General features: G+C 29.0%; 33 protein-coding genes. All 33 read right to left on the reverse strand.

The annotated features are described in order from the left end of the window. On the reverse strand, positions 1 to 2,914 hold a 2,914-nt coding region (locus tag IC173_RS17975; RefSeq protein ID WP_227856003.1), incomplete at its 3' end, for a phage tail tape measure protein. Positions 2,915 to 3,093: 179 nt separating this feature from the next. After that, entirely contained in the window at positions 3,094 to 3,510 is a 417-nt protein-coding gene (locus IC173_RS17980) for a phage tail assembly chaperone (protein ID WP_054277893.1), read from the reverse strand. A 15-nt stretch (positions 3,511 to 3,525) separates the two neighbouring features. Further along, entirely contained in the window at positions 3,526 to 3,966 is a 441-nt protein-coding gene (locus IC173_RS17985; RefSeq protein WP_003425675.1) for a phage tail tube protein, read from the reverse strand. Positions 3,967 to 3,981: 15 nt separating this feature from the next. Next, positions 3,982 to 5,037 carry a phage tail sheath subtilisin-like domain-containing protein gene (locus IC173_RS17990; RefSeq protein ID WP_227825460.1) on the reverse strand — a complete coding sequence of 352 codons (1,056 nt, stop codon included), beginning with the start codon at positions 5,035 to 5,037 and terminating at the stop codon, positions 3,982 to 3,984. Continuing rightward, entirely contained in the window at positions 5,038 to 5,487 is a 450-nt protein-coding gene (locus IC173_RS17995; RefSeq protein ID WP_227825459.1) for a DUF6838 family protein, read from the reverse strand. It lies immediately after the preceding gene. 8 nt (positions 5,488 to 5,495) lie between these two features. Next, complete coding sequence (locus IC173_RS18000; RefSeq protein ID WP_227825458.1) at positions 5,496 to 5,852, reverse strand: HK97 gp10 family phage protein; 357 nt, start codon at positions 5,850 to 5,852, stop codon at positions 5,496 to 5,498. Next, positions 5,852 to 6,199 carry a hypothetical protein gene (locus tag IC173_RS18005; protein WP_227825457.1) on the reverse strand — a complete coding sequence of 116 codons (348 nt, stop codon included), beginning with the start codon at positions 6,197 to 6,199 and terminating at the stop codon, positions 5,852 to 5,854. The genes IC173_RS18000 and IC173_RS18005 overlap by 1 nt, the downstream gene beginning before the upstream one ends. An 11-nt stretch (positions 6,200 to 6,210) precedes the next feature. Then, positions 6,211 to 6,582 carry a phage head-tail connector protein gene (locus IC173_RS18010; protein WP_227825456.1) on the reverse strand — a complete coding sequence of 124 codons (372 nt, stop codon included), beginning with the start codon at positions 6,580 to 6,582 and terminating at the stop codon, positions 6,211 to 6,213. Continuing rightward, positions 6,575 to 6,856 carry a hypothetical protein gene (locus IC173_RS18015; protein ID WP_227856004.1) on the reverse strand — a complete coding sequence of 94 codons (282 nt, stop codon included), beginning with the start codon at positions 6,854 to 6,856 and terminating at the stop codon, positions 6,575 to 6,577. The genes IC173_RS18010 and IC173_RS18015 overlap by 8 nt, the downstream gene beginning before the upstream one ends. Before the next feature lie 13 nt (positions 6,857 to 6,869). After that, complete coding sequence (locus IC173_RS18020) at positions 6,870 to 7,793, reverse strand: hypothetical protein (RefSeq protein ID WP_074179422.1); 924 nt, start codon at positions 7,791 to 7,793, stop codon at positions 6,870 to 6,872. A gap of 27 nt (positions 7,794 to 7,820) precedes the next feature. Continuing rightward, positions 7,821 to 8,423 carry a DUF4355 domain-containing protein gene (locus IC173_RS18025; protein WP_227825454.1) on the reverse strand — a complete coding sequence of 201 codons (603 nt, stop codon included), beginning with the start codon at positions 8,421 to 8,423 and terminating at the stop codon, positions 7,821 to 7,823. A 23-nt stretch (positions 8,424 to 8,446) separates the two neighbouring features. Continuing rightward, positions 8,447 to 8,773, reverse strand: coding sequence for a hypothetical protein (locus IC173_RS18030; protein ID WP_054277885.1), 327 nt, complete (start codon positions 8,771 to 8,773; stop codon positions 8,447 to 8,449). A 58-nt stretch (positions 8,774 to 8,831) separates the two neighbouring features. After that, entirely contained in the window at positions 8,832 to 9,593 is a 762-nt protein-coding gene (locus tag IC173_RS18035) for a minor capsid protein (protein WP_227825453.1), read from the reverse strand. Then, positions 9,571 to 10,848 carry a phage portal protein gene (locus IC173_RS18040; protein WP_227856005.1) on the reverse strand — a complete coding sequence of 426 codons (1,278 nt, stop codon included), beginning with the start codon at positions 10,846 to 10,848 and terminating at the stop codon, positions 9,571 to 9,573. Before IC173_RS18040 ends, IC173_RS18035 begins: the two co-directional genes overlap by 23 nt. 22 nt (positions 10,849 to 10,870) lie before the next feature. Further along, positions 10,871 to 12,610, reverse strand: a complete 1,740-nt coding sequence (locus IC173_RS18045; RefSeq protein WP_227856006.1) for a hypothetical protein — start codon at positions 12,608 to 12,610, stop codon at positions 10,871 to 10,873. Positions 12,611 to 13,167: 557 nt separating this feature from the next. Continuing rightward, entirely contained in the window at positions 13,168 to 13,620 is a 453-nt protein-coding gene (locus IC173_RS18050) for a phBC6A51 family helix-turn-helix protein (protein WP_227856040.1), read from the reverse strand. A gap of 220 nt (positions 13,621 to 13,840) precedes the next feature. Then, positions 13,841 to 14,485, reverse strand: a complete 645-nt coding sequence (locus IC173_RS18055) for a tyrosine-type recombinase/integrase (protein ID WP_095890301.1) — start codon at positions 14,483 to 14,485, stop codon at positions 13,841 to 13,843. Between the two features lie 3 nt (positions 14,486 to 14,488). After that, positions 14,489 to 15,034, reverse strand: coding sequence for a hypothetical protein (locus tag IC173_RS18060; RefSeq protein WP_227856007.1), 546 nt, complete (start codon positions 15,032 to 15,034; stop codon positions 14,489 to 14,491). Positions 15,035 to 15,176: 142 nt separating this feature from the next. After that, on the reverse strand, positions 15,177 to 15,620 hold the full coding sequence (locus IC173_RS18065; protein WP_227856008.1) for an RNA polymerase subunit sigma: 444 nt from the start codon (positions 15,618 to 15,620) through the stop codon (positions 15,177 to 15,179). Positions 15,621 to 15,730: 110 nt separating this feature from the next. After that, positions 15,731 to 15,991 (reverse strand): hypothetical protein, encoded by a 261-nt coding sequence (locus tag IC173_RS18070; RefSeq protein WP_227856009.1) that lies wholly within the window; start codon positions 15,989 to 15,991, stop codon positions 15,731 to 15,733. A 1-nt stretch (position 15,992) separates the two neighbouring features. Further along, complete coding sequence (locus IC173_RS18075; protein ID WP_227856010.1) at positions 15,993 to 16,496, reverse strand: hypothetical protein; 504 nt, start codon at positions 16,494 to 16,496, stop codon at positions 15,993 to 15,995. A 96-nt stretch (positions 16,497 to 16,592) separates the two neighbouring features. Continuing rightward, positions 16,593 to 17,225: an HNH endonuclease signature motif containing protein gene (locus IC173_RS18080; RefSeq protein ID WP_227856011.1), complete on the reverse strand. Its 633-nt coding sequence runs from the start codon at positions 17,223 to 17,225 to the stop codon at positions 16,593 to 16,595. Then, entirely contained in the window at positions 17,226 to 17,486 is a 261-nt protein-coding gene (locus tag IC173_RS18085) for a hypothetical protein (RefSeq protein WP_227856012.1), read from the reverse strand. Positions 17,487 to 17,510: 24 nt separating this feature from the next. Beyond that, positions 17,511 to 17,825 (reverse strand): hypothetical protein, encoded by a 315-nt coding sequence (locus tag IC173_RS18090; RefSeq protein WP_227856013.1) that lies wholly within the window; start codon positions 17,823 to 17,825, stop codon positions 17,511 to 17,513. 15 nt (positions 17,826 to 17,840) lie between these two features. Further along, positions 17,841 to 17,987, reverse strand: coding sequence for a hypothetical protein (locus IC173_RS18095; protein WP_227856014.1), 147 nt, complete (start codon positions 17,985 to 17,987; stop codon positions 17,841 to 17,843). Positions 17,988 to 18,016: 29 nt separating this feature from the next. Then, a complete protein-coding gene (locus IC173_RS18100) occupies positions 18,017 to 18,562 on the reverse strand; it encodes a sigma-70 family RNA polymerase sigma factor (protein WP_227856015.1) in 546 nt (181 codons plus the stop codon). A gap of 37 nt (positions 18,563 to 18,599) precedes the next feature. After that, on the reverse strand, positions 18,600 to 18,776 hold the full coding sequence (locus IC173_RS18105) for a hypothetical protein (RefSeq protein WP_227856016.1): 177 nt from the start codon (positions 18,774 to 18,776) through the stop codon (positions 18,600 to 18,602). A 23-nt stretch (positions 18,777 to 18,799) separates the two neighbouring features. Then, on the reverse strand, positions 18,800 to 19,192 hold the full coding sequence (locus IC173_RS18110; RefSeq protein WP_227856017.1) for a single-stranded DNA-binding protein: 393 nt from the start codon (positions 19,190 to 19,192) through the stop codon (positions 18,800 to 18,802). Then, positions 19,189 to 19,374: a hypothetical protein gene (locus IC173_RS18115; protein WP_227856018.1), complete on the reverse strand. Its 186-nt coding sequence runs from the start codon at positions 19,372 to 19,374 to the stop codon at positions 19,189 to 19,191. Before IC173_RS18115 ends, IC173_RS18110 begins: the two co-directional genes overlap by 4 nt. A 56-nt stretch (positions 19,375 to 19,430) precedes the next feature. Further along, complete coding sequence (locus IC173_RS18120) at positions 19,431 to 20,135, reverse strand: hypothetical protein (RefSeq protein WP_227856019.1); 705 nt, start codon at positions 20,133 to 20,135, stop codon at positions 19,431 to 19,433. Between the two features lie 50 nt (positions 20,136 to 20,185). Next, positions 20,186 to 20,572, reverse strand: a complete 387-nt coding sequence (locus tag IC173_RS18125) for a hypothetical protein (protein WP_021382783.1) — start codon at positions 20,570 to 20,572, stop codon at positions 20,186 to 20,188. A gap of 374 nt (positions 20,573 to 20,946) precedes the next feature. Then, complete coding sequence (locus IC173_RS18130) at positions 20,947 to 22,278, reverse strand: DnaB-like helicase N-terminal domain-containing protein (protein WP_227856020.1); 1,332 nt, start codon at positions 22,276 to 22,278, stop codon at positions 20,947 to 20,949. A gap of 21 nt (positions 22,279 to 22,299) precedes the next feature. Then, a complete protein-coding gene (locus IC173_RS18135; RefSeq protein ID WP_227856021.1) occupies positions 22,300 to 22,761 on the reverse strand; it encodes a hypothetical protein in 462 nt (153 codons plus the stop codon). Positions 22,762 to 22,878 lie beyond the last annotated feature (117 nt).

A 22,878-nucleotide genomic window follows, 5' to 3' on the forward strand; every position in this document is an offset into this window, starting at 1 on the left:
CATCAAATATTTGTTTAAGGCCATCCATTGTCTGGTCAGCATTTCCTGTTATAAGTCCCATTACAACATTTATAATTCCAGATATAAAAGATATAATTCCGTTTATAATTCCAGAAACAGTTGTTATAATAGCAGTTAATGTATTTAAAACCCATGTAAATGCTAAAATTATTCCACCAACAACACCAGCTATTGCTATTCCTATAGAAGGTAACAATTGTTGCCCTATTTGTGATAGGAAAGGCATAAATCCTTGAAACCAAGTTTTAACAGGAGCAAGTGCTTGACCTAAGCTTTGGAAAGAAATTTTAATTCCATCAGTAGATTTTTTAACACTATCCAATGGTTGACTTACCTTATTTACTGTATCTCCAACCTGTTTGGCTGGAGTAAAAAAGTCAGTAATTGCTTTTTTAACCTTATCAAAACACTCTTTCAAATTATCTAAATGAGGTTTTAAAGGTTCAAATGCTTTTACTAGATTATCTATATTTGTTTTAATATTTCCAGCTAATATATCCTTTAATTCATTAAATTTATCTTTTATTGAAGTTATTGATTCTTTGAATTTATTCTTAAAACTTACTCCAGAATCCTCTAGAACCTTTAGTGCAGGTTTAACATCATTTAATATCTTATTTTGCAGTTCTGTAAATTTAGTTTTTCCAGATTCAACTCCTTGACTTATAGAATCTGTCATAGGTTTAATAAAAGTTTTAAAATCACTAAATGAACCTTTTAAATTTGCCATTGTTTGTTTTAATCCACCTGTATTTGGTGTAGATTTTCCAGCTGCATCTGCTGCTTTACTTCCTTGGATATTTACATTTGTTTTGGCAGCAATTTTAGCAGTTGCTTCTATTGGATTTTCTAATGTTGTTCTTAAATCTCTCCATTTATCTGTAAGCCATTTAGCTTTATCTTTAAATAAACTGTCAGCTATATCAGCTATAGCTTGTATAGGAGCAGTTACAAAATCTATGAAACCTTTCCATATAGATTTTATAATTTTAGCGCCACCATCAAATATTTGTTTAACTCCATCCATCATTTTTTTACTATCGCCTGTGACAATACCTATAATTAAATCAAATATTCCATTTAAAATAGATGCAAGGCCATTTAATACATTAGTTATAGTATCAACTACAGCTTTAAAGGCAGTTGCAAGAGTAGACAAAACTACAACTAACTTTGCTATATGAAAACCTATTACACCAATTAAGATAGGTCCTAATACCTTCATTATCACACTACCTAAATTTAATATAGATGCAAATAGTGGTCCAAATGCTGATAACAACTCTTTAAATTTCTCTCCTAATTGTTTAAGTGCAGGCATACAAAAACTTACTATAGGTTTTGCAAATTCTACAAATGATTTTACTAATGAATTAACTTTATTTCTAAAGACTTCAGATTTAGCATAAGCGACAGTAAAGGCTACTGACAATGCAATTATAGCTGTTATAGTCCAACCCATAGGACCCATTACAGCCAAAAATACTGCACTTAATGGTTTCATACCAATTACAAAAGCTCTGAAGGCAATTTTTGTTCTTAATATTATAGGAATAAAGAAAGCGAATAGGCCTGCTGCTTTAGAAATAACAAGACTTACAATTCCTACAGTAGCGACCAACAAGCCAAATGTTGTAACAGCCAACAATATACCTGTTACAGTTGATTGGAAGGCTGTAGGCAAGTTAGAGAAAGCATTGGCCATATTAGATACAACTTGTACTGCACTTCTTATAAAAGGCAATAAATTATTCCCTATGATTATTGCTACTTGAGTAATCTGATTTTTCATCATCTTGAGTTGAGATTCTGTTGTTGCGTATCTCTGATTCGCTTCATTTGTCAGAGCTACATTTTCCTTCCAAGCGTCGTTACCTAATTGAATGGCATTATTAAATAAATCGCCAGCACCAGATGCTCTGAGCAATGCATCAGTCATGCCTATTTCAGTTATGCCCATCTTATTTAACATTTTTATAGCACTATTTCCATGTTTTTTAGCGTCTCCAAGACCTTTGACAAAAGATATAATCGCTCCAGCAGCGTCTTTTTGGAACGACGCTTTAAATTTTGATGCACTCATCCCAGAGACTTTGGCAAAACTATTTAATTTACTTCCTCCAATTTCACATGCCAACTGCATTTTTTGCATAACCTTAGAAAAAGCCGAGCCTCCTGCTTCTGCTTTTATACCAACTGAACTTAATGCACCAGCAAAAGACATTATTTGCGCCTCAGACATGCCAACTTGTTTCCCAGAACCAGCAAGCCTAAGAGCCATTTCAACAATTTCACTTTCTGTAGTTGCTAGGTTATTTCCAAGTTGAACTATCGTTGCTCCAAGTCTATCAAAATTTTTCTGTGGCATTTGAACGATATTTGCAAATCTAGCTAATGCTGTAGCTGCTTCATCAGACGACATGTTCGTTGCATCTCCAAGCATGACCATCGTTTTTGTAAAGTTTGTAATATTAGATGCATTTTTACCAACTTTAATACCTAATTGCCCTGCTGCTTCTCCAACTGCACTAATTTCAACAGCCGTTTGTGGCATTGTATTTGATAAATCCATGATATTTTTTTTAAATGTATTAATATCTGCATCACTTGCACTTACAGTCTTTTTAACTCCTGCAAAAGCACTTTCAAATTCAATAGCTGATTTGGCACTTAAAGCAAGTATTCCACCAGATACAGCAGCTATGGCACTTCCTGTTTTTAAAGCAGTAGAACCAACACTTTTTAAATTATTTTGAACATTATTTAAAGCCTTAGAGGCGCTAGAAGTTGAGTCATGCAGAGATCTTGTATTTGCTGCAACTCTTCTTAAAGTTGCACTAGCTTCGTCTCTCATTCTTATAATTGCTTGTAAAACTCTTGTACCATCACTCATACACTAAAACCACCTTCCAGCACCAGCTTTCATTTCTTCTTTTCTCTCGTCCAATTCTTGATCTATGAAGATGCTAGCAATTTCCTTATCGCCTTTAAGCATATTAAAAGAAACGGATGGCATTATACCTTTATATTTAAATAATAAGTACATCAGGTTAACTTCTCCATCCGTTTTTATTAGTTTTTTATATCTTTAGCTCTTTCTTTTTGTCTTTTTTTATCACCCTCAGCATCTATACCATTTACTTTATTAACTTCCTCATATAATTTATCTATTTCCCCACTAAGTAGTAGCTTTTTAACCAGCTCCTTAGGGGTAATTGCACTAAATTTTTTAACTAATTCCATATTGCTAAATATAGAACATGATTCTAATATTGTATTTACTTTAAGTTCATATATATTAATGCTTTCTACATCTCCACTATTAACATCCATTGAGTTCATTCTTATTTCGTCAAAACGTTCTGGATCAATAGCATGACACTCTATCTCTAAAGTGTCATCTAGTTTTTTACAATATAATTCAAATGTACTAGATGGCATTTTTAATTTACCTGCATCCATATTTAATAATTTTTCTACTGTATTCATATAATAAAAATCCTCCTATTTTTCTTTTATTTTATCTAAGTATTCAAAGCCTTCGAATGTGAATGGTACTTCTATTTCTCCAACTTTTGCAGCTTCCCAATCAGCTAAAGTTAAATCATCAAACATACATCCATAAAGCGCAATTCTTTCAGAGCCATATGAATCTGGATCTTGCAATTTACTTATTATAGTTACTTTAAACTCTTTGCCTTCATTCAGCATTTTTTCGACGTACTCACCAAATAAGGTACTTATCTTATAAAGAGTTATAGATCCTTTTCCAGTTGCACCTATCATTTTATATGTAGTCATTATTTGACCACAAAGTTTTATTTCTTCTTTATCTATATCAACTTTAGCTTCCATTCCTTTTGTTGATGTAAGTTGCTTATTATCTAACCAACATTCACCAAAAGTACCAGATATTATTCTTTTTGCATCTATTTTAGCTTTCAAATTTTAACCTCCAAACTACATAGAGATGTCTAAATACACATCTTCCATCGCATCTATTAATTTAATTTTTGCTTTTAAAAATACAAGAGTATCTGTATTACATTCTTTTATTTGTTGTTCTTCCATATTAGATATATCTACATTTTGTTTTTTTAACCATGCTCTTTGAGCGTCTAAATTAATTTCTACAGTTGAACCTTCATCAATTAAACCATCTTTTTCTAATTCTTGAAGATATAATTGTATTGCAACAATAAGTAAACACTTATTGTCATAAGTGTTTGGAGTTTTTCCTATATAATTTTTCACAATTATCTTTTTAATATCATTGTGAATTTGATCTAGTGTATCAACTAACTTAATCTTTTTGAATATATCACCTTTTGAATCGTTAGTAGTTGTAAAAGATGTAACCCCTCTAGCAACTACTATAGATCCACTTTCTTTTATTAAGATTAATTCTCCATTATTTATTTCTGTATTTGCTTCAACTCTTGTTAATTTAGGTATATTAGTAACTTCTGACAGTTCCGCATATGTTACAGATTGAGTTGAAGGAGTTCCTGCAATAAAACCCGCTATCCTTGGTAGAAATTCATTTGAAGTGTATTTTTTGCCTTCAACTTCAATGTCAGTTGTTGTAAAGTTTATTATACCTTCATAATCTGCTACATTATTTGCAGTGATAGCCTTAACTTTTATTTTATTATCTTCTCTCATCTTATTAATCCATGTCTTAATTTTAGGCAAATCCTGCTCTGTTTCTTCTGGCATACAAAGATAATTAAACTCACAAGTTTCAAGAAAATCTAAAGCATCATCTATTAATTCATCTGTATCTAATGTATAAACCAATATTTTATTTGGAGGATATATATTTCCTTTCATAGCCATTTTTATATAATCTAAATTAGCAGCAGAATAATTTTCTGGAATATCCTCCATTTCTTTTATCTCAACCAATCCTGTATTTTTTGCGTCTTTTAAAATAAGTGCTACAATACCCCCAGAACGTTTGACAAAAGTTTTCCCTGCTTGGATAAAAGAAATATTAATTTCCGGTAAACCCATTTAATCACTTCCCATCTCTAAATCTACGCTTTCCATGATTTCAAATGTTTCATTTTCAAAATAGACTTCTTCAAAATAAGATACAGTCATTAGAAAAGTTAGCTTATATCCTACAGGATCTTTTACAATTGATGGAGATATATTCTCTATAGTCAAACTCCTATCATTAACTCTAATGCTTCTGTTAAATATTTTTTCTAATCTACTTTGTATGTCATATAGATTTAATTTATTTTTTCTAGCTCTTTGATAATATTCAATATCTATGAATATCTTTTTAATATCCAAAACTTTATTTCCAATATTATTAGAAACAGGTAAGAGTTGCACAAAAAAACAAGCTTCCTCAAAGCCTTGTGTGTTATCTTCATTAATAAAAATATCTATATCTTTAAATTCATTCTCGATTCTTTTATTAACTGCTATTATAATGTCTCTGTTTGTAAGCAACTAATCACCTACCAATCAAATAGATTTGCTTTTGCGCTTGTCATATTTTCCTTTGTTTTTTCAATCCCTTTTTCAACCATAAATACACCAGGAACAACTCCACCATTTTTAGTTGCATGGCCATTATTTACTAAAGTAGCATAATCAACTTCATTTTTAACAATATAAGTATCATATTCTGGTTGTTTTTCTTCCCATCCTTTTTTTAACTTTTCAGTTTTAACAGGCGTTTCATCTCTTATATTTTCTGCTAGTTCTTGCCCAGTTTCTTTTGTAAATTTCTTGATTTTTCTATTGAAGTTAGATGCATTTAATTTTAAATCTAATGCTAATGATTCAAAAACCCCTAAATTATCTATTCCCATTATATTCTCTCCAATTCTGTAATAGGTATTTCCATATGGCTTGGATATATGTTAGCCATAGAAACCTTAAATATAGCTTCTTCTCCATGACTATAAGTTGCATTTATAGTGTCACCTGCTTTTATATCTACTTCTGGTCTACAAAATAGCTTTCTATTTACGACTATAACTCCAATATCACCACTTACAATAGCCTCTTCTTTTCTTGAAATGGCACATGGTACATTTTCAGCTATAACAACATTGCTAAAATCATTAGAACATGTTTCTTGATTCCAACCTTTTGATTTTCTGATAATAGTCATTTTATCAACATATGTCATTTCTAATATATCTGCTTCGGTCACGTAACCACCTCTTAATACATACTAACAATACAAAATGGACTTAGAAATTTTTTATCAGCATCAGTTAAAAAAGATGATGAACTTATGCTATTTTCAGCAGTTTGTAATGTCAGAGCATTATATTCTATCTTAGTGTCACCTCTAGTTATAGCTTTTAAGCCCTTTTCTAGATTATCAAGTCCACTATTTTTCTTAAGTTCCTCAAATCTTGAAGATAATATTGATATTACTTTTTCTTCTACAAATCCTTCTAGTGCTACACTTAGTTCCTGCCTACCACAATATTCTAAAACCATTTCACTTATCTTATTTAGATAAAGAGTTATAAGCTTATCATATCTATCATCCTCTAAATTCAAAATTAACTTAATATTATTAATCATTTTGGATACCTAATATCTGTAATAACTCTTCTTTAGATTTACTTGAATACCCCTTTATATTCTTACCTTTAGCAATTTCCATAAGTTCTGGTTTAGATAGATTAAATAAATCATTAGAGTTTTGTTTAACTATTTCGATTTTTTCCTCTTTTTTCTCAATATTATCCTTAGTTACTTCTTCCAAGTATATTTTAAATCCTTTTGAAATCAACTTATCTCTCGAAGTTTCATCTTCAACGACTTTAATCACATTATTTTTTTGAAGTGTAAACATTTAAAACAACTCCTTATCCTTGCACAGCTTTAGCTTGTTTTACAGAGGCTCTGCAAAGTTTTAAATATTCGTCCAATATCCATAAATCATGATATTTTCTATAATCTATTTGATAAGCATCTGCTGTTTGATTTTGATCTGGAGTAAATATTCTTGGTTTATCAGTCTTAGACACTGCAATTGGAGCAGATGCTGGAGTTATTAACCAGTTTATATCTAAAGCCTTTGCTCCTTCAGTAAATCCACCTTCTGTTTGCCCAGACGTTTTACCATCTCTAAATACATATTCTGTTTTCATTCTTTTTGATGGAACTTTTATTATAGGCACATTGTCTATAGATTTTACAATTCTTTTTATATCTCCATCTCCAAATTCAATATCATCAAGTTGAGATGATTGTTCTAATATGCTTGCAATTATGCTAGACATACTAATAATAAGAGGTATATCTCCAGATAAATCTTGTATTGATGCAAGTTGATTTTTCAATTCACTTAAAATTGTTGCAACAGATGCTTCATATGAATATTTTACACGCTCATCCACTTTAGCTGTTTCAGAAAATATTTTTGAGTATCTATATGCATCTATCTCTGGTATAACATGTTGCTTTTGAAATAATCCCATTACGGAAGATGCATTTACAACGAAGTTACTTTCATTTACATCCATTGAATCCAACATGAATGTTCTGCCTCTATCCATCTCCATTTTCATTGTTTCGTACTCAAGCGTAACTGCGCCTTGCGTATACCCTTTAGATCTATCATAATCACCTAAGCCATCCATCGTTACTTTTGGTACTTTTACTTCTCTTCCTCCATTATATATAACTTGGCCAGCATTTTTCTCCATCCATCCAGTAGTTGAGCCAACTGTTACCTGCATATCTAGTTCTTGTTGAAAAAGTGTTACATATTCTAATACATTTGCCATTTATAAAATCATCCTTTCTTTTTTATATTAAAGACTATTTAACCCTTGCTTTATTTGTTTTCTAATTTCTGATAGTGAACCTGCATTATCTTTACCAGGTGGAACGTATGAACCATCTTTAATTCTTTCATCTACCCTTGATTGTACATACTGTTTCATTGAATTTTCAAATATCTCTATATTTGCATTTGTTTTATCATCATCATCAGATAATAAATATTCAATTAAGTTTGTAGGTATTTTCTTTTCAACTAAAATATCTTTATATTTAGAAACTTTCTCTGCATGTTTCTTTTCTTTCTCTAACTTATTTAAACTTTCTCTTAATTCTCTTATCGCTTTTTGTTCTTCTGTTTCATTAGCTCCAGTTCTTTTTAGAACTTCAGCACTTATAAGTGTTTGCATATCTTTTTTCTTAAAGTTTTCAAGTGCTTCACTATGATATTTATTTTTTTCGCTATCTATAAAGGTTTTAAAGTCTGTATCGTTATTAATCAATTCTCTAAATTCTTCTATCGTAATCTTTTTATCAGATGCAGATTTGAATAAATCTGTTGATTGTAATAAAGAATCTATTTCTGCATCATCTTCTATTTCTTTTAGTAATTCCAATACTTCTTTTTTTAACATACATCATTCTCCTTTTTAAAAATTTAATTCAAACACTCTATTTTATTCATAACCTTTACTATTTTAGGAAATTGAATTGCAAAGAAGTCAATCATTTCTTCATTTGTAGCCCAAGAACTACAACTCTTCAATCCACTTTCACTAAGAAAGGCATGAATTATTTCATGCCTAGTAACTTCATTTTCATATACGCTCAAATCTTTTAATGAGCCTTCTTCAGAGTTTATTTTCTCTATAACAATTTCTTTAACAGAGTGATCACAATATCCAGCTCTTTCTTTTAATAGCACATCTTCGCTTTCAAGTTTCTCTGTCACTAAGTATTCTGTTCCTAGTATTTCAATTTTCATATTTCACCTCGTATTTTTTAGACACAATAAAAACACCTATTAAATTAATTAATACGTGCTAAACAGGTATATACTGACATCTACAATGACAATGCCTAGGCAAAGAAGGCCTATCTTCATTGACATAAAATATCACTCCATTATAAATACCACAGTCACTACATGTGTGAGAATCTAAATCTGCACAATACATTACTTTTATAATTCCTTGAACCTTGAAAAAATACTCATTTATCTCGCTTTGACATCTGGCGACTTCATTTTCTATTAGTCTGCTGGTCTGCCCTGCACCAGTTGAATATTTGTCTCTTATTGCTTTTTCTATTTTATTTACAGAAGTTTTTCCATTTAAAAAGTCCTTTATTTCTTTTTTAAGAGATTCTTCTATACCTTTTTTATTGATCCAAAGCCTATCACTCCAGTGTTTATTGTCAACTTTGTTGTTTACTATTTTATTTATAATTTTACTGTTAAGATTATTCATATCTCTAATTTTTACTATTACTCCTAATAAAATTACTAGATTTGAATACTTATTTCTAGATGAGTCAGATAAAATACTTTCTATATCCTTTATTTCTTCATCATAATTATTTGAATACTCATTTATAATTTTATTAAGTTTTGCTCTTAATCTTTTCTTATCTTTATCACTAATTTTTACATATTCATCAACAATATTGTATGATAGCAATATTTTAGCTATTTCCAGCAAGAGTTTATCCTTATTTTCTTTTTGATATTTATAAAATGATTTTGTTCTATTTTCAGCAGATTTATATATATCTTCAGTTGATTTAGTTATCGCTTTCTGATTCATCTAATAAAATCTCTCCTTCTGAAACTATTTCCTGCTCTTTTTTTGCTTTTTCCATTTCAGCATGAGGATTATCAATAAAACTTAATTGGGATAGCCCTGTCTCAGTAGATAGTTTATCTCCAAGTTGACTTAATATGTTTGCTACAACTAAATCATCACGAGGAATCTTAGGGGTAAATTTAGCCTTAATATCTTTGTAGTCATAGTCAAAACCATATTTCCTGTTAAGCCAAATGCACAATAATTTGTACCTATTAAATAAAGTATCTGCAATACTATCATTATTTTGACTACAAATCCATTCTGTACTGATTAATCTTGCTATAACTGCTAAACTTGATGTATTGCTTTGCATTTTCTCATTATGATTTATATGAGATGTAATTTCATACATATTTTCTTTTATTGAAGATAGTGTATTTTGAACAAATGTATCGTTCATATCTTTAATAAGCCACTCTATTTTACCTTCTCCATTAACTTGAAGTATTCCAAGTTCTTTCATCCTTGGCAAATCATCTTCTTTAATATTGCATCCAGAGAAGGTTAAATAAGCATTTCTAAAATCACTAATTTCATTACTTATATCGCTTAAATTAGTTTCATAAGCATCTTGTAAACCCTTTATGTCATTATATATTGTATTTTTTCCTAGTTCTTCACTTCTTTTGCATATTGATATTGGTACATGACCATCAAATATATTATTCACTGTAGGGCTTTCAACTTCTTTAAAATTTGAATCAAAATGATAGATGTATTCTTTATCATATACATCTATATATGTTTCATCTTCAAAATTTTTAGTAAATTCTCTAATAAAGCATACTATTTCTCCATTTTCATTTTCATAATGACAACCATCCGTTGGCTTTATTATCTTTACTTGCATCTCATCATCTTTTACATAGTAAAGTTCATAGCAAAGCCCAAATAGCAGTGTATATCTCAATAAATCTGAGTCATGTTTTTTACTCCAGTGGCAAGTATAGTATTCTAAATCATTTATAATCTTTTCATCACCAGATCTACTAGTATAAGTAATCTTATTTGCAAGAGAATAAGCGACCTCTTCATTGATAAACTTTTTTAAAAAGTTAGTATTTATCTTATTATTAGACCTCTTGGTAACCATTTTATAGTTACTAATAGCATCTGTTTCGCCCTTATAATACTTATACATAGTGTCATATTCAGATTTACTAGAATCCCAATCATCGTATATTTCTTTTATCAAATCTAAACCTATTTCCACTTAATGTATCACCTCCATGCAATCAAAGACCTAAATTTCTTCTATCTAATAGTGTAATACTTTCATTTACTTTAATATTAAAAATCCTATTTATAAATTCTGCTGATATATCTGGTGCATCATCATGTAGAGAGTACTTTTGTCCTGTAAAATCAAGGATTTGCTGTATAAATGCCTTATCTTCTTCTGCAAAAATCATTTGACCTTTATTTAAAACAGGTATTAAAGTAGAGATTTTATCATCTTTATTTTTCTTTTGGTGCTCATTAATGATTTCTATATCTCTGTAGTAAAGAATATCATCATTTTTTATTTTAAGTTCTAATTGATTAGCATCTGCACCATTAAATGTATTTTTTTCTATATAAACATGTGTTATATCTGGATACACTTTTAATAAATAAATCATATGGTCTATATATTTATCAAAATCAGTTCTAGCATTTATTTTGGCTAGTTCTGCCAATCTGCCATATAGTAAACCATTTTCTGATTCGCTTCCAACAAGAAAAGCACTATAGTCATGTTTAGACCCACCAGCAGATGCTGGATCACATAATAGCATTGTCTTTTTGAAGTTATGTGTTTCAATACGTTCCCTAGATTCAGTTCTTACTGTTTTAAACCATTTTTCACCTATTGAATTTACATCATTTTGTACTTCCTGTTTAAAAGAGGTTGGATTTTCATAATAACTTAAAGCCATGTCTAGACAATCCCAAAAACTTGGCCACAATATAGGAAATTTCATTTCTTTTTCATTTTCCCAGTAAAATTCTTTAGCATCTTCAAGATGATTTGTATTTTTAAAATCAAATAACAACTCTTTGAAATTAAGCCATAAACCAGAATTAAATAATTCATCTACATTATCGACTAAAACTCCTTTTTCACATTTAAATTTCCAAGTTGGCAAATTCTTTAGTCTACTATAGAAACATTCTTTGTGTTGTAAGGTTCCTAATGCTATAAAAGTTGTTCCTCTTTTTATAGTCTTACCATTTCTGATTACTGGTTTTTGAGCAGCATATTTTACATCATCAGAAAATCTTTTAAATTTTTTCTCTCTAGCATCTTCTGTTCTAACATTTTCTTCTGACTGATAGTCGTCAAGTATAATAAGATCTGGACGATTATTATTGTATTTTCTTCCTCTCATTGGCGATGAAGATGATATTGCTTCAATAAAGGTTTTATTAGTTAATTCTAGTTGAGTACTATTGCAAATATATTTTCTATCATTATCATTTAAAAGTACTCCAAATGCTTTTTTGATATACTCATTTTCAAGTAAAGCATTCTTTATATCTTTTACAAATTTTTCTGCTGTAGAACCTATATCTGAACAAATTAATGTGTACATTTTATGTTTATAACAGTGTGACCATACAGTTGTTGCCAAATCTCCAAATGCACTTTTACCTGTACCTCTTGGATAAATTCTTCCTAATTGTTGTGATCCATCTCCAATTATAGATTCTTGTATATCTTCCCATAACTCATGATGAACTTTAGCTATAGGAGCAGCAGCATTATCTTCTTTTGGTAAATATGTGTCTTGCATAAAATACATACAGAAAAATTCTAAATTTATTTTCCCAAGTTGATAGGCAAGGCCATTAACACCAAAAAGATTGTTTGAATTAGCTTTTATAATCTCATTTGCTTCTTTTTCAGCGTCTTTTATAGTTGCTCCATTTCTTATAAAGGTCTTTGCTAGATAACTAAATATTAATTGTATATTTCTTTCTAAATTATCCACTCGTATTTACATCCTTTTATTCCTTCTATTTTCTTTTTAGGTTCAGTTAGCAATATAGTTAATAAAATGAACAATACAATTTTCTCTATAATAAAATCACCCTCTTTGAAATATGTCTCTGGTTTTTAAATTTTACTAGAAAATTTCTAGAACTCATTTTCCATAAAAAATACTTTTTTCAAAATAGAAGGATACCCCCTATAAATAAAAAATAAATAAATATTAATTTGTTTTGAATTATTTTCTTGCAAGAAATATTTTTTTGGTTAGAATTATTAATTATCTTTCAACTATTCCTTAAATATGTATTTTCGGCATAGTTAAAAAGAACCTAGCATTTCCAATAGGTTCACATATATTCTAATAAACCTCAACACTTCACTGCATTAAACTTTAATTATTAAGTCTAACTAAATTTCATTAAATTCAATATAATTAAACTCAAATTCAATCTATATCTTAATTATTAAAGTTAATACATATATAATATATGTTTTACTTTAATTGATTTCAGACGTGATTAAACAATGTTCTTGCAAGATTTATTTCATATCTAATTACTTCTTGCCTGTTCTTATTCTTATCTTAGCTATAGCTGCCTCTATCTCCGTTGTATCCATACCCATGCCAACACTATTATCCTCTGCTTGTATAATTGTACTTGTAGGAGTACCATAGATACGATTTATAAGATATTGATTTGCTGCTAACATAACCCTCTTATCGCTCTTGTCACTAGCTAATTCCTTGATATTGTTGATATAACTATCTAAATCTTTTAATATCATTAAGTTCCCTTGGTTTGTTAGCTCCTGTTTCCGTCTGTCCATTTCTTTCCTAACATGCTCTTTATTCATCCAATTATATATTGTTTTTCTATTTACTCCAATAATTCTAGCAGTCTCTGTTACTGTAGTACCTGTAATCAATAGTGTTACCATATTGCACTGATCTTCTGTTAACTCTTTACCTTTTTCATAGCTACTATCGATTATTTCAACTTCATTCACATCCAATTAATCACCTCTTTACTCAGCTTCTAAATAAACATTTAAATATCTACATCCCTATAAATACCTTGAATAAATGACCTTTAATATGTATTTTCAGACATATTAATAAACATATATTATCCTTTGCAAATTCTATTGTTAAGCCCATTTACATTCTAATAATGTCCTGTTGCTGAAAAACGTAACATACTAAATTTCAGATAAAATACAAGATATTTTAATTTCTTTTTCTTTTCTTTAACTTATTAGTAAATTTAGTTATTGCTTTTACTTCTTCATCCTTATCTATTCCTATATACCTTCTAGTCATTTCTATTGTCTTATGCCCTAAAATCTTTCTGATAAGTTCTAGTGCATAAGTCTTGTTTTCTTCTTCATCATAAATATGTCTTGCAAATGTCTTCCTTAAAGAGTGTGTCGCAACATTTTCTTTTATTCCTACCTTTTCTGCTGCTCCTTTTATTATTCTTCCTGCTTGCCTTGTTTGGATGGGTCTATTAAATTTCTGTCTCTTATTACTTTTAAATAAGAACTCTTCTCCAGGTCTATCTTGAGTATAATTTTCTATAGCACTTCTTATTACTTCAGATAAGAAAACTTCTCTATCATAGTCCCTTTTTTCCTCTATAACTCTAATCCAATCCTTAGATACCCTTATCCTTTTGCCTTTTTTATCCCATTTGACATCTGTTACATCTGCAACTTTAAGTGCTAATATATCACCTATTCTAAGTCCAGTACACATTCCAAAGAGGGCTAATAAATAGTTTCTTTCATTCCATTCTTCCAGAAAATTTAAAAGTCTAAATACATCCTCTATATCTTTAATAGGGTTAACTTTTTGTCCTTTATGTGCTTCCATTCATTAAAAACACTCCTTATTACCATGATAATTTTTTCTTTGTCTCTCTTGGACTACTATCTTTAAATCTTCATCTACATTAGCAAAGGGGTCTGTAATTATAGAGGTTACATCATTTGTGTTATATTTTCTTTCTCCTGCATAAGTACTGGTCCTTATTCTAAATCCTAAATCATTTACAGTTTCAGTTACTTTTACTACATTTTCTAACTGCAAATATAATTTAAAGACAACCAACTCAACATGATCAGACTCATTAATTATACTTTCCTCTAAAATTTTTAGATATGAGTCTATCTTATTAATATTAGAATCATAATTTTTCTTAACCTTCTTTTTTAGTTTCAAGAGTTTTTCTTGCTTTTTCTTTATAAAATCTAAAGAACATTCTCTTCCATACATACCAGGAGTTTCTTTCATTACATTGTCATAATATTTTAGATTATCTGGTACATATGCAGCACTTGAAATTTCTTCTGTTATATCACGTTTAATCTTCAACACCTCTTTAGACAATAAAAAAGACTTAGAACGTAAATTCCAAGCCATTTTTTATTAAATATATTTTTCTCACAATACAATCTTACCATGATTAAAAGACACAAATCGGACATAAATCGGTCACAAATCGGTTATTTTTGGACACAAAATGGACATAAATCGGTTTAAAATCGTCACAAATCGGACATTTTTATAGTAATCCTTTTATTTTATCTATAATATCAAATCTCATTTGCTTACACTTACTTGCTGAAAAACCAATCATTCTACCAACGTATTCCCAAGATGTCCTACTGTTTGAAAAATATTTATACTGCACTATTTTCTTCTCTTCTTCACTTAATATTTTCATTGCATTATCTATTTTTTCTATTATCAACTCTTTATGTCTCTTCTCTTTTTCTTTTAAAGCAATTTTTTTGCCTTTTTCTTCAATCTCTATCTCAACTACACTTTTAATATCATATGTTTTACCTGCTTTTTCTTTAATTTCAACTCCACTGCATCCTCTGTAGTCATTTTTTATCATCTGAATATCAATGTCTATTTTTTCTATCTCCGCTTTTATTTTTTTATAATTATACAATTTACCTTCCGCATTACTAAATAGATTATCTTTTTTACTAATCTGCATTATCTCACGCTCCTAGTTATGATATAATAATATTGTGATGACAGTTTTAGATTTTTGACAAGTGAGGGGCGTGAGATAATGCTCCTTTTTTTCTTTTTTAGATTAACTCTTTATTCTCTAGGTACTAATTGTAACTTATAATCATCAGAACTATATAGATTATAACCTCTTACCTTCAAGTCTGCTTCTAATCGATTTAAACTTTTATAAGCACCAAATGAATCATATCCATTTTGCATATTTACAATAACATACCCACCTAATGCTTCCTTTAAAGAAAGAATCATGTATAATTCGTTATTACCATTAATTTCAATAATATCTCCTATTTTCAATTCTCTATTATTTTTTTCAATTACTTCTATCAACATATTAGATTGTCTCCTTGCCCTCATTAATATTTTTTAAAAACTCCTCCATTTTCACTTCATCAATATTTTTATTAACTTGTTTTAGAGCACCTAAATTAGTTAAAGGCATGCATAAATTCCATAACTTATCTACATCTAAAAATCGTATCTTTGCATTAAATTCTTTTTCATCAATACATTTTAATTTCTTGTTTATATTAATTAATTCATTAATCATTGAACTTTTAATTAAATTAAGTATGCCATCTCCTGTTTCCACAAGATCCCATCCTCTTCCCTTTAGTTTCTTATTATGTATCTCTACACCTTCTGCAATATAATCTTCCATTTCTAAAATTTGAAACATTGTTAAAATGGTTTGACAAACGTCTAATCCTTCTGCAATTATATCTTTAGTAATTCCTTCATCTATAGCCTCTTTAAATTCAGTTACTTCTTCATCAATTTTTGCCAACTGATCTTCTACTTTCCAATTAGGTATACTGCTAATTAATTTCAAATCCATATTTAATATCTCCCCTCTTATTGAAGTCCCAACTCTTTTTGAGTATATTTATTCATAATGCTCCTTTTTTTCTTTTTTTGAATTGTCCTAATTATTCTACATCTTTTTCTTTTTTTTAATCAATAACTCAATCTCTTGTTTTTTGGGAACATAAATATATTTACTTAATCGCTGCATCTTTTTATATAAGGAATTTTTTACTTCCTCATAGTCAAATCCTTTGAAATAGCCTGGAAGTTTTATTTCCAACTTTGTGGCATAAAACTCATACAGCATTGCAGAAACAAACTTAAGATCATTGATAATATGATTTGCTTCAAATAACATTAGATTTTTATTGTAAAATTCTATTCCCATGGCAACATAAAGATAAATATATTCATTCATAAATAATTCTTCCACAATATCTACATAAACTTCCAATAAATCATTTATACATCTTATCTGTTTTTCCGTTGCCTTATTAAATAGATATTGTTTATTATTTCGATGAACTTTATAGTGACAACTATTGCATAATGGAATTAAATCATCCAATTCTTCCACTCCTATTCTTCGATATGTTTTATGATGCAAAGATACTTTCTTTACTGAATCACACAAAACACATTTACATTCATTAGAAAAATAGAATTCATTTTTTAGTGATTCCCAGTGTTTAGTTTTTTGATATTCTTTATAATTATAGACAATCTCGTTTGTATCTTGACATACTATTCTCTTATTCATTTATTGAAGTCCCAACTCTTTTTGAGTATACTTATTCATAAATATCATTTCATCACAACTACTAAACATAAATAAGTCCCCATCTAATATAAATTGTAATGATACAATATCTTCTATATCAGTTAAATCCATTTCTCCATTTAGAATATTTTCATTATCTATGTCATTTAATTCAAAGAATATATTTTCTGTCTCAAATCTATTAATTAACTCATTTGCATCTTTTATATCTTTAATAGCATGATACACTTTACATTTCATGTCTGATCTTCTCCTCTTTCTCTTTTATTTATCTTCAAGCCAGTTTTTGTGACCTTCATTGCAATTAAGCACACAAGTTTCAACTTCATATATACACCATTGACAGGAACCATTATAAGCAAGAAATTTAATCATATCTTCTTTGTTCATATTTCTAATTTTTTCATAATTAGTTATTTTCTTATTCGCATTATCTTTAGATAATTCATCATAACATTTACCACACATATCTTTTCCAATGCTTATTATGTTACCTCTATCATCAATTCTAAATGTATTTATATTTTGAATTTCTACTATTGTTTCATCACAAAAATCACACTTTATAACGTAGCTCATCCTTAATACCCCCTTTTAATCTCTTTTACATTCCATATCTTGATACATACAACCACAATCCTTGCATTGCCACACCATTCCAATTGATGTTTCTATTTTAAATACATTTCCTTTGCAAATAGGACATTCATTCTCTCTGCCAGCAATAATTTTAATTTTCATTTTGCCTCCAATAATCTTAAATTATCATATCATTTTCCTAGTATATTAATTTCAGCTTTTAATTTTCCAAGTCTCCTAGAGATTGCTGTTTGGTTAGTTCCAAGTACTTTACTTATTTCTTTTTGAGTATAGCCTTTTTCTCTTAGATAAACTATTTTCTGTATATCTTTTATCTCACTTCTTTTTATACAAGATCTAATAACATGAACACTTTCTATATCTATATTCTCATTACTAGCTAATCTATCTTCTATTCTTATTCCTTCTCCAGAATCATTTTCATAGACACATTTTTCAAAACTATCTATATCACTTCTATAATGCTTTTTAACATATCTAGTTGTAAATGTCATTAAATATCCTAATATATATTGAAATGCTATTGTGGAAAATTTTCCTTTACTTTCATCAAAACAAAATGTTGCTTTATATAATCCTATAGAACCTTCTTGAAATAAATCCTCTTGCAAATATGGATACCTTCCTAAAAAATATTTGAAATATTTATTTATAATAAAATGTACAAGATCTATATTATCTTCAACTAATTTATTTCTCTCTTCTAAACTTCTCATATAATCACCACTCGCTTATTTAAACTTATCAATTTATCTATTTTGAATTACATTTCCATTCGTTTACTCCACTATTTATTCTATCTACAATTTCGTCTATGCAATGATTACACAAATAAATTATTATCTCTTTACCTTTTCTTCTCCCACAGACTGGAGTAAGTAGTTCTGAATCCATTTCTCTATTACAGGCTTCACATTTTATTTTACTCATTTTTTTAACCTCACTGTCCTTTTTTAAAATGGTATATCATCATCTTCTAACACTTGAAATCCAATTTTCTCATCTTTATCTTTGTTATTTTCTTCCTTTGGCTTGTGATCAAGTGCATTAACAATTTTTGTTCTTACTTTTGTGAAAGTTTTTTTCTCTCCATCTTTTTCATATTTCTCTATCCTTATTTGACCTTGAACTGAAACCATTCTTCCTTTCGCTAGATAATTAGCACAAAATTCTGCTGATCCTCCCATAACTTCAATTGGTATAAAATCAACTTCCCTAGTTCCATCTTTTTTTACATAGCCCCTATCAACTGCTAATGCAAAAGTGGCAACTGGAGTGCCATAGCCTGGAATATATCTCAACTCTGGATCTCTTGCTAATCTTCCAACTAAAACCGTATTATTCATATAGCAATGTCTCCTTTCTCATATGTTTCGTTTTCTCTTCTCTCCATCTGCTTTACAACCTCAATTGCATTAACAAAAGCATCTCCCTTTCCAATACTTTCATCTGTATACATGATTGCACTGGCTATTTTATCTGTAAATTCAGCTCTCTCTAAAATACTCATATTACAGATTCTTTTCATCTAATCCCCTCCTTGTTTTATCAAGAGGGCTTATTAAAGCCCTCTTGAATTTTCAATTAAGCAATTATATTTATATTTTTAAAATCTTTTAATTCTTCTTGCAAGTATGCTTTAATATTTAGCATTGCTTGATTCTTCCATGCTCCACCATCTGCTTCATATAATCCTGCTGCAGGACCAGAACTCATTCTAAAAATAAATTCACTTTCTGGCTGCTCTATCTCTTGGAAAGTACGATAAGGAATTAACTTTACTCTGTTTGGAACTATTGCTTCTGATACACTAGCAACACCTGTTTTTATTGTTACAGATTGAGAAACTCCATCATCTCCAACATTTTTTACTGTAGATTCTTGGATATTCCCTGCAATTTTCAAAAGCGTATCTCTATCACTATTTTTTATAAATGCTGATTGTAGCATTATGTTAAAAGTGTCTAAATCTAAAGGTCTATCAAATCTTTTATCTGGAAGTAGCGCAACACACTCAATGTATGTTTCTCTATCTCTATTTTTTCTTAAAGCAGATCTTAAAAGAACTTTTTTTGGAGTTAGAACTTGTATTAATAAAAGCTCATCCTCTTTATGATCTATGCCACTTTTTATATAGTCCACTAGCCCACTTAATGTAGTTATTTCTAAATCATTAGCCCTTGGCTCTTCTATTATTTCTAATCTATCTGTTGTGTAGTTAAATCCATCTACGCATACTGTTTCTCTTTTTCCTAACTTAACTAAATATTCCATTGCATTTTTTATCATTTTTTTATTCTCCTTTTTATTTAAATTTATATTTTATTATTTCTCTTAAATTACTTTGAACTTGCATTTCTAAAATCAATTACGCCAGCACTATTTTCTTCTGTTTCTTCAGTTTCATTACTGTCTGAAACATCCAGAGACAACTGACCAGCTAGTTGATTTTTAAATTCAGATGCCTCAACTCTTCCTGTTTCCAAGTCTTTTCCTATTAAAACTTTAGTTGTCGTTGCTTTTGCCTCTACTATAGTCGCCTTGGATTTTATATCTACTTCTGCAAGATCTCTATCTTCATTTGCTTTAAACACTATCTCTAAACTAATCTTTCTTGTTTTTTTAAAATCCGTATTTGGATCTGCAATATTATCTAAAACTTTTTGCAACTCTGTATTAAACTTTTCTTTTAGAACTCCACCTGCAAATTTTTCTAATGCTATCATAAAAATCACTCCTTTATTTATTTGAAATAATATTTTTCTACGAGGAAATTAATTAATAAACTTTGACTATAATTTAATAACGTTTTTATCGAAATTTTTGATTTTATTTTTTTCTCTCTATCATTACCATCTTTTAATGATTTTTGACAACTTCTTTAAACCTGTGTTTTTTGTGTAATGCAATCGCGTTCTATAAGTATTGCAATTGCTATATTTATTAATTTTTTTCAATATTGATTTTCAATACTTTGTCAAATTTTAATTTCAATATTGAAAAACGGTATTTTTTCAATATTGAATTTTTAAATTATTCAATATTGGTTTTTCTTATAAAATCATTACTTAATAAAATTTCCTATTTTTTATCCTTTTTTTTAAAATACATCTTCTGGAATTTCTGCTTGAACATATTGTTTATTTACATCATATTTGTAGTCTCTATTTAACTCCTCACTGGTCGTGTAAAGTCTTTTTCTTCTTTCCGAAAAATTCATTTTAAAACTTATATTCTGTTTTCCTGTTATTCTATTTTTTAAAATTAATAAATAAGTGTCGTCTGTCTCTTCTTCTTCATCAATAACTCTGTAAGTTGATAAAATATAATCTGCATAATTGACAATTTCACTTGCTCCAGATACATCATACATAGTTGGCTTCATGTCACCCATGTTTTTCCTAGGATGCGCAACTAAAATTATTGCTAAGTTGTATTTTTTAGCAAGATTTTTTAAGTTGCCTACTATCTGTTCTTGTCTATCATATTTCTCTGCCTTATTGCCAGTCTTTATTGTCATTAGATTGTCAAGTACAAAGAACCTAACCCCTTTTTTTAAATACAAGTGCTCTATGGTGTTTAATAGGTTTACTTCATCGCTTATTGCATCTTCATCATAGAGAAAAAATTTATCTTTTATCCAGTCCGCAATCAAATCAACTGCATAGTCTGGAATATCTGTGTATGTGCCTCCATAAATGCTTTGATATTCTTTTATATGGTAATCATTAGCTACAGTTTTTCTAAACCATTCCATAGCCATGAAGGCAGGTAATTCTCCAGAATATAAAAAGGCTTTTTCTCCAGTCATAATTGCTTCTGCTATAAACTGGTTAACTATAGTTGATTTACCAGATGCAGGTTTACCAGTCAAAATTGTAAGAGTTCCATATCTAAAGCCATCTAGCATATTGTTTAGTTTATTAAAACCTGTATCTATGGACTTGTGTACGCCTTTTTCACGTTTTATTTTTGATGCATCGATGTAATTATCATTTACGCTACTGCTCGTTGTTACAAGTGCTTTTAAATCGTTTATATCTACAATCAATTCGTCTATATTTGTATCTGAATTTGAATTATTAATTAATTCATTTGCTAACTCTGAAATTTGTCTTTTAAGTAACTTCTCTTTTATGATTTTTATATAGTGATCTATGTTTGAAGTAGTTATGACTATAGTTGTTAAGCTGGTAATGTAACTAACTCCTCCAACATCTACTAATCTATCTATTTTTTCTAGTTCATTTTTCAAAAGCAAAAGATCTAGTACTTTATTTGAATCAACTATTTTCTTCATGCAAGATAAAATAATTTTATGTGATTCAAAGTAAAAATCATTTTCTTTTAATTCTCTTATTTTGTAACCTATAGAGTCATTTATAAGAAAACTGCCTAGAATGTTTTGCTCTGCTTCTAAAGAGTAATTCATTTAATCACCCCTAACTTATTATTAAAATGTCACAACTAAAGGAATTACCCTTTCAACGTCATACAATACCCCACAAATACGATCCTTTGGAACATTTTTGTAAACTAAAATATCAATTATGTCAGCAATAAGTTTTGCATAGTATTTTGGGGTTTCAAATCCATAACTTCTATAGGCAAGTTTTTCCTCAACAAATTGTTCACATTTATTTCTTGTACTTGTTCTAGTTTCACAATCTTTGTTTGGCTTTATCTCTATATAATTTCCATCAAAATCTATCATTTTCATAGGTTCACTATGCTGAATTTTAAAAGATTTAGACTTTCTAGCAAGCTTATCCTTAACTTTCTCGCAAATCTCATCTATATCAACTACATTCTCTTTACTTTCAAATATCATTTCTTTTATTTTTGAATCAGTTCTTAATCCTTCAATAAGTCTTTGCAAATCTTGCTCTGTAAGTTCATATACTTTACTTTCCATTTAGCATCCCTCCTAAAATTGTACTTAACTATTTACTTGTTTCTTTTGATTTGAAACTATTCTACATCATGATATTTTACATGCTATAATTAATTTGAGCATATTGGCAGTATGTTC

The sequence above is a fragment of the Clostridioides sp. ES-S-0048-02 genome, assembly GCF_020658495.1.
GTDB lineage: Bacteria > Bacillota > Clostridia > Peptostreptococcales > Peptostreptococcaceae > Clostridioides.

Coding starts and splice junctions, on each gene's coding strand:
- IC173_RS17990 (WP_227825460.1), bottom strand. CDS start 5,037: ATGGGTTTACCGGAAATTAATATTTCTTTTATCCAAGCAGGGAAAACT.
- IC173_RS18055 (WP_095890301.1), bottom strand. CDS start 14,485: ATGGAAGCACATAAAGGACAAAAAGTTAACCCTATTAAAGATATAGAG.
- IC173_RS18080 (WP_227856011.1), bottom strand. CDS start 17,225: ATGAATAAGAGAATAGTATGTCAAGATACAAACGAGATTGTCTATAAT.
- IC173_RS18015 (WP_227856004.1), bottom strand. CDS start 6,856: ATGTTTACACTTCAAAAAAATAATGTGATTAAAGTCGTTGAAGATGAA.
- IC173_RS17980 (WP_054277893.1), bottom strand. CDS start 3,510: ATGAATACAGTAGAAAAATTATTAAATATGGATGCAGGTAAATTAAAA.
- IC173_RS18095 (WP_227856014.1), bottom strand. CDS start 17,987: ATGAAAATTAAAATTATTGCTGGCAGAGAGAATGAATGTCCTATTTGC.
- IC173_RS18000 (WP_227825458.1), bottom strand. CDS start 5,852: ATGGGAATAGATAATTTAGGGGTTTTTGAATCATTAGCATTAGATTTA.
- IC173_RS18035 (WP_227825453.1), bottom strand. CDS start 9,593: ATGAATCAGAAAGCGATAACTAAATCAACTGAAGATATATATAAATCT.
- IC173_RS18090 (WP_227856013.1), bottom strand. CDS start 17,825: ATGAGCTACGTTATAAAGTGTGATTTTTGTGATGAAACAATAGTAGAA.
- IC173_RS18030 (WP_054277885.1), bottom strand. CDS start 8,773: ATGAAAATTGAAATACTAGGAACAGAATACTTAGTGACAGAGAAACTT.
- IC173_RS18100 (WP_227856015.1), bottom strand. CDS start 18,562: ATGAGAAGTTTAGAAGAGAGAAATAAATTAGTTGAAGATAATATAGAT.
- IC173_RS18115 (WP_227856018.1), bottom strand. CDS start 19,374: ATGAAAAGAATCTGTAATATGAGTATTTTAGAGAGAGCTGAATTTACA.
- IC173_RS18070 (WP_227856009.1), bottom strand. CDS start 15,991: ATGTTGATAGAAGTAATTGAAAAAAATAATAGAGAATTGAAAATAGGA.
- IC173_RS18025 (WP_227825454.1), bottom strand. CDS start 8,423: ATGTTAAAAAAAGAAGTATTGGAATTACTAAAAGAAATAGAAGATGAT.
- IC173_RS18120 (WP_227856019.1), bottom strand. CDS start 20,135: ATGATAAAAAATGCAATGGAATATTTAGTTAAGTTAGGAAAAAGAGAA.
- IC173_RS18130 (WP_227856020.1), bottom strand. CDS start 22,278: ATGAATTACTCTTTAGAAGCAGAGCAAAACATTCTAGGCAGTTTTCTT.
- IC173_RS18010 (WP_227825456.1), bottom strand. CDS start 6,582: ATGATTAATAATATTAAGTTAATTTTGAATTTAGAGGATGATAGATAT.
- IC173_RS18110 (WP_227856017.1), bottom strand. CDS start 19,192: ATGAATAATACGGTTTTAGTTGGAAGATTAGCAAGAGATCCAGAGTTG.
- IC173_RS18020 (WP_074179422.1), bottom strand. CDS start 7,793: ATGGCAAATGTATTAGAATATGTAACACTTTTTCAACAAGAACTAGAT.
- IC173_RS18125 (WP_021382783.1), bottom strand. CDS start 20,572: ATGATAGCATTAGAAAAATTTGCAGGTGGAGTTCTAAAAGAAAAGTTT.
- IC173_RS18085 (WP_227856012.1), bottom strand. CDS start 17,486: ATGAAATGTAAAGTGTATCATGCTATTAAAGATATAAAAGATGCAAAT.
- IC173_RS18075 (WP_227856010.1), bottom strand. CDS start 16,496: ATGGATTTGAAATTAATTAGCAGTATACCTAATTGGAAAGTAGAAGAT.
- IC173_RS18060 (WP_227856007.1), bottom strand. CDS start 15,034: ATGGCTTGGAATTTACGTTCTAAGTCTTTTTTATTGTCTAAAGAGGTG.
- IC173_RS18065 (WP_227856008.1), bottom strand. CDS start 15,620: ATGCAGATTAGTAAAAAAGATAATCTATTTAGTAATGCGGAAGGTAAA.
- IC173_RS18135 (WP_227856021.1), bottom strand. CDS start 22,761: ATGGAAAGTAAAGTATATGAACTTACAGAGCAAGATTTGCAAAGACTT.
- IC173_RS18105 (WP_227856016.1), bottom strand. CDS start 18,776: ATGAGTAAAATAAAATGTGAAGCCTGTAATAGAGAAATGGATTCAGAA.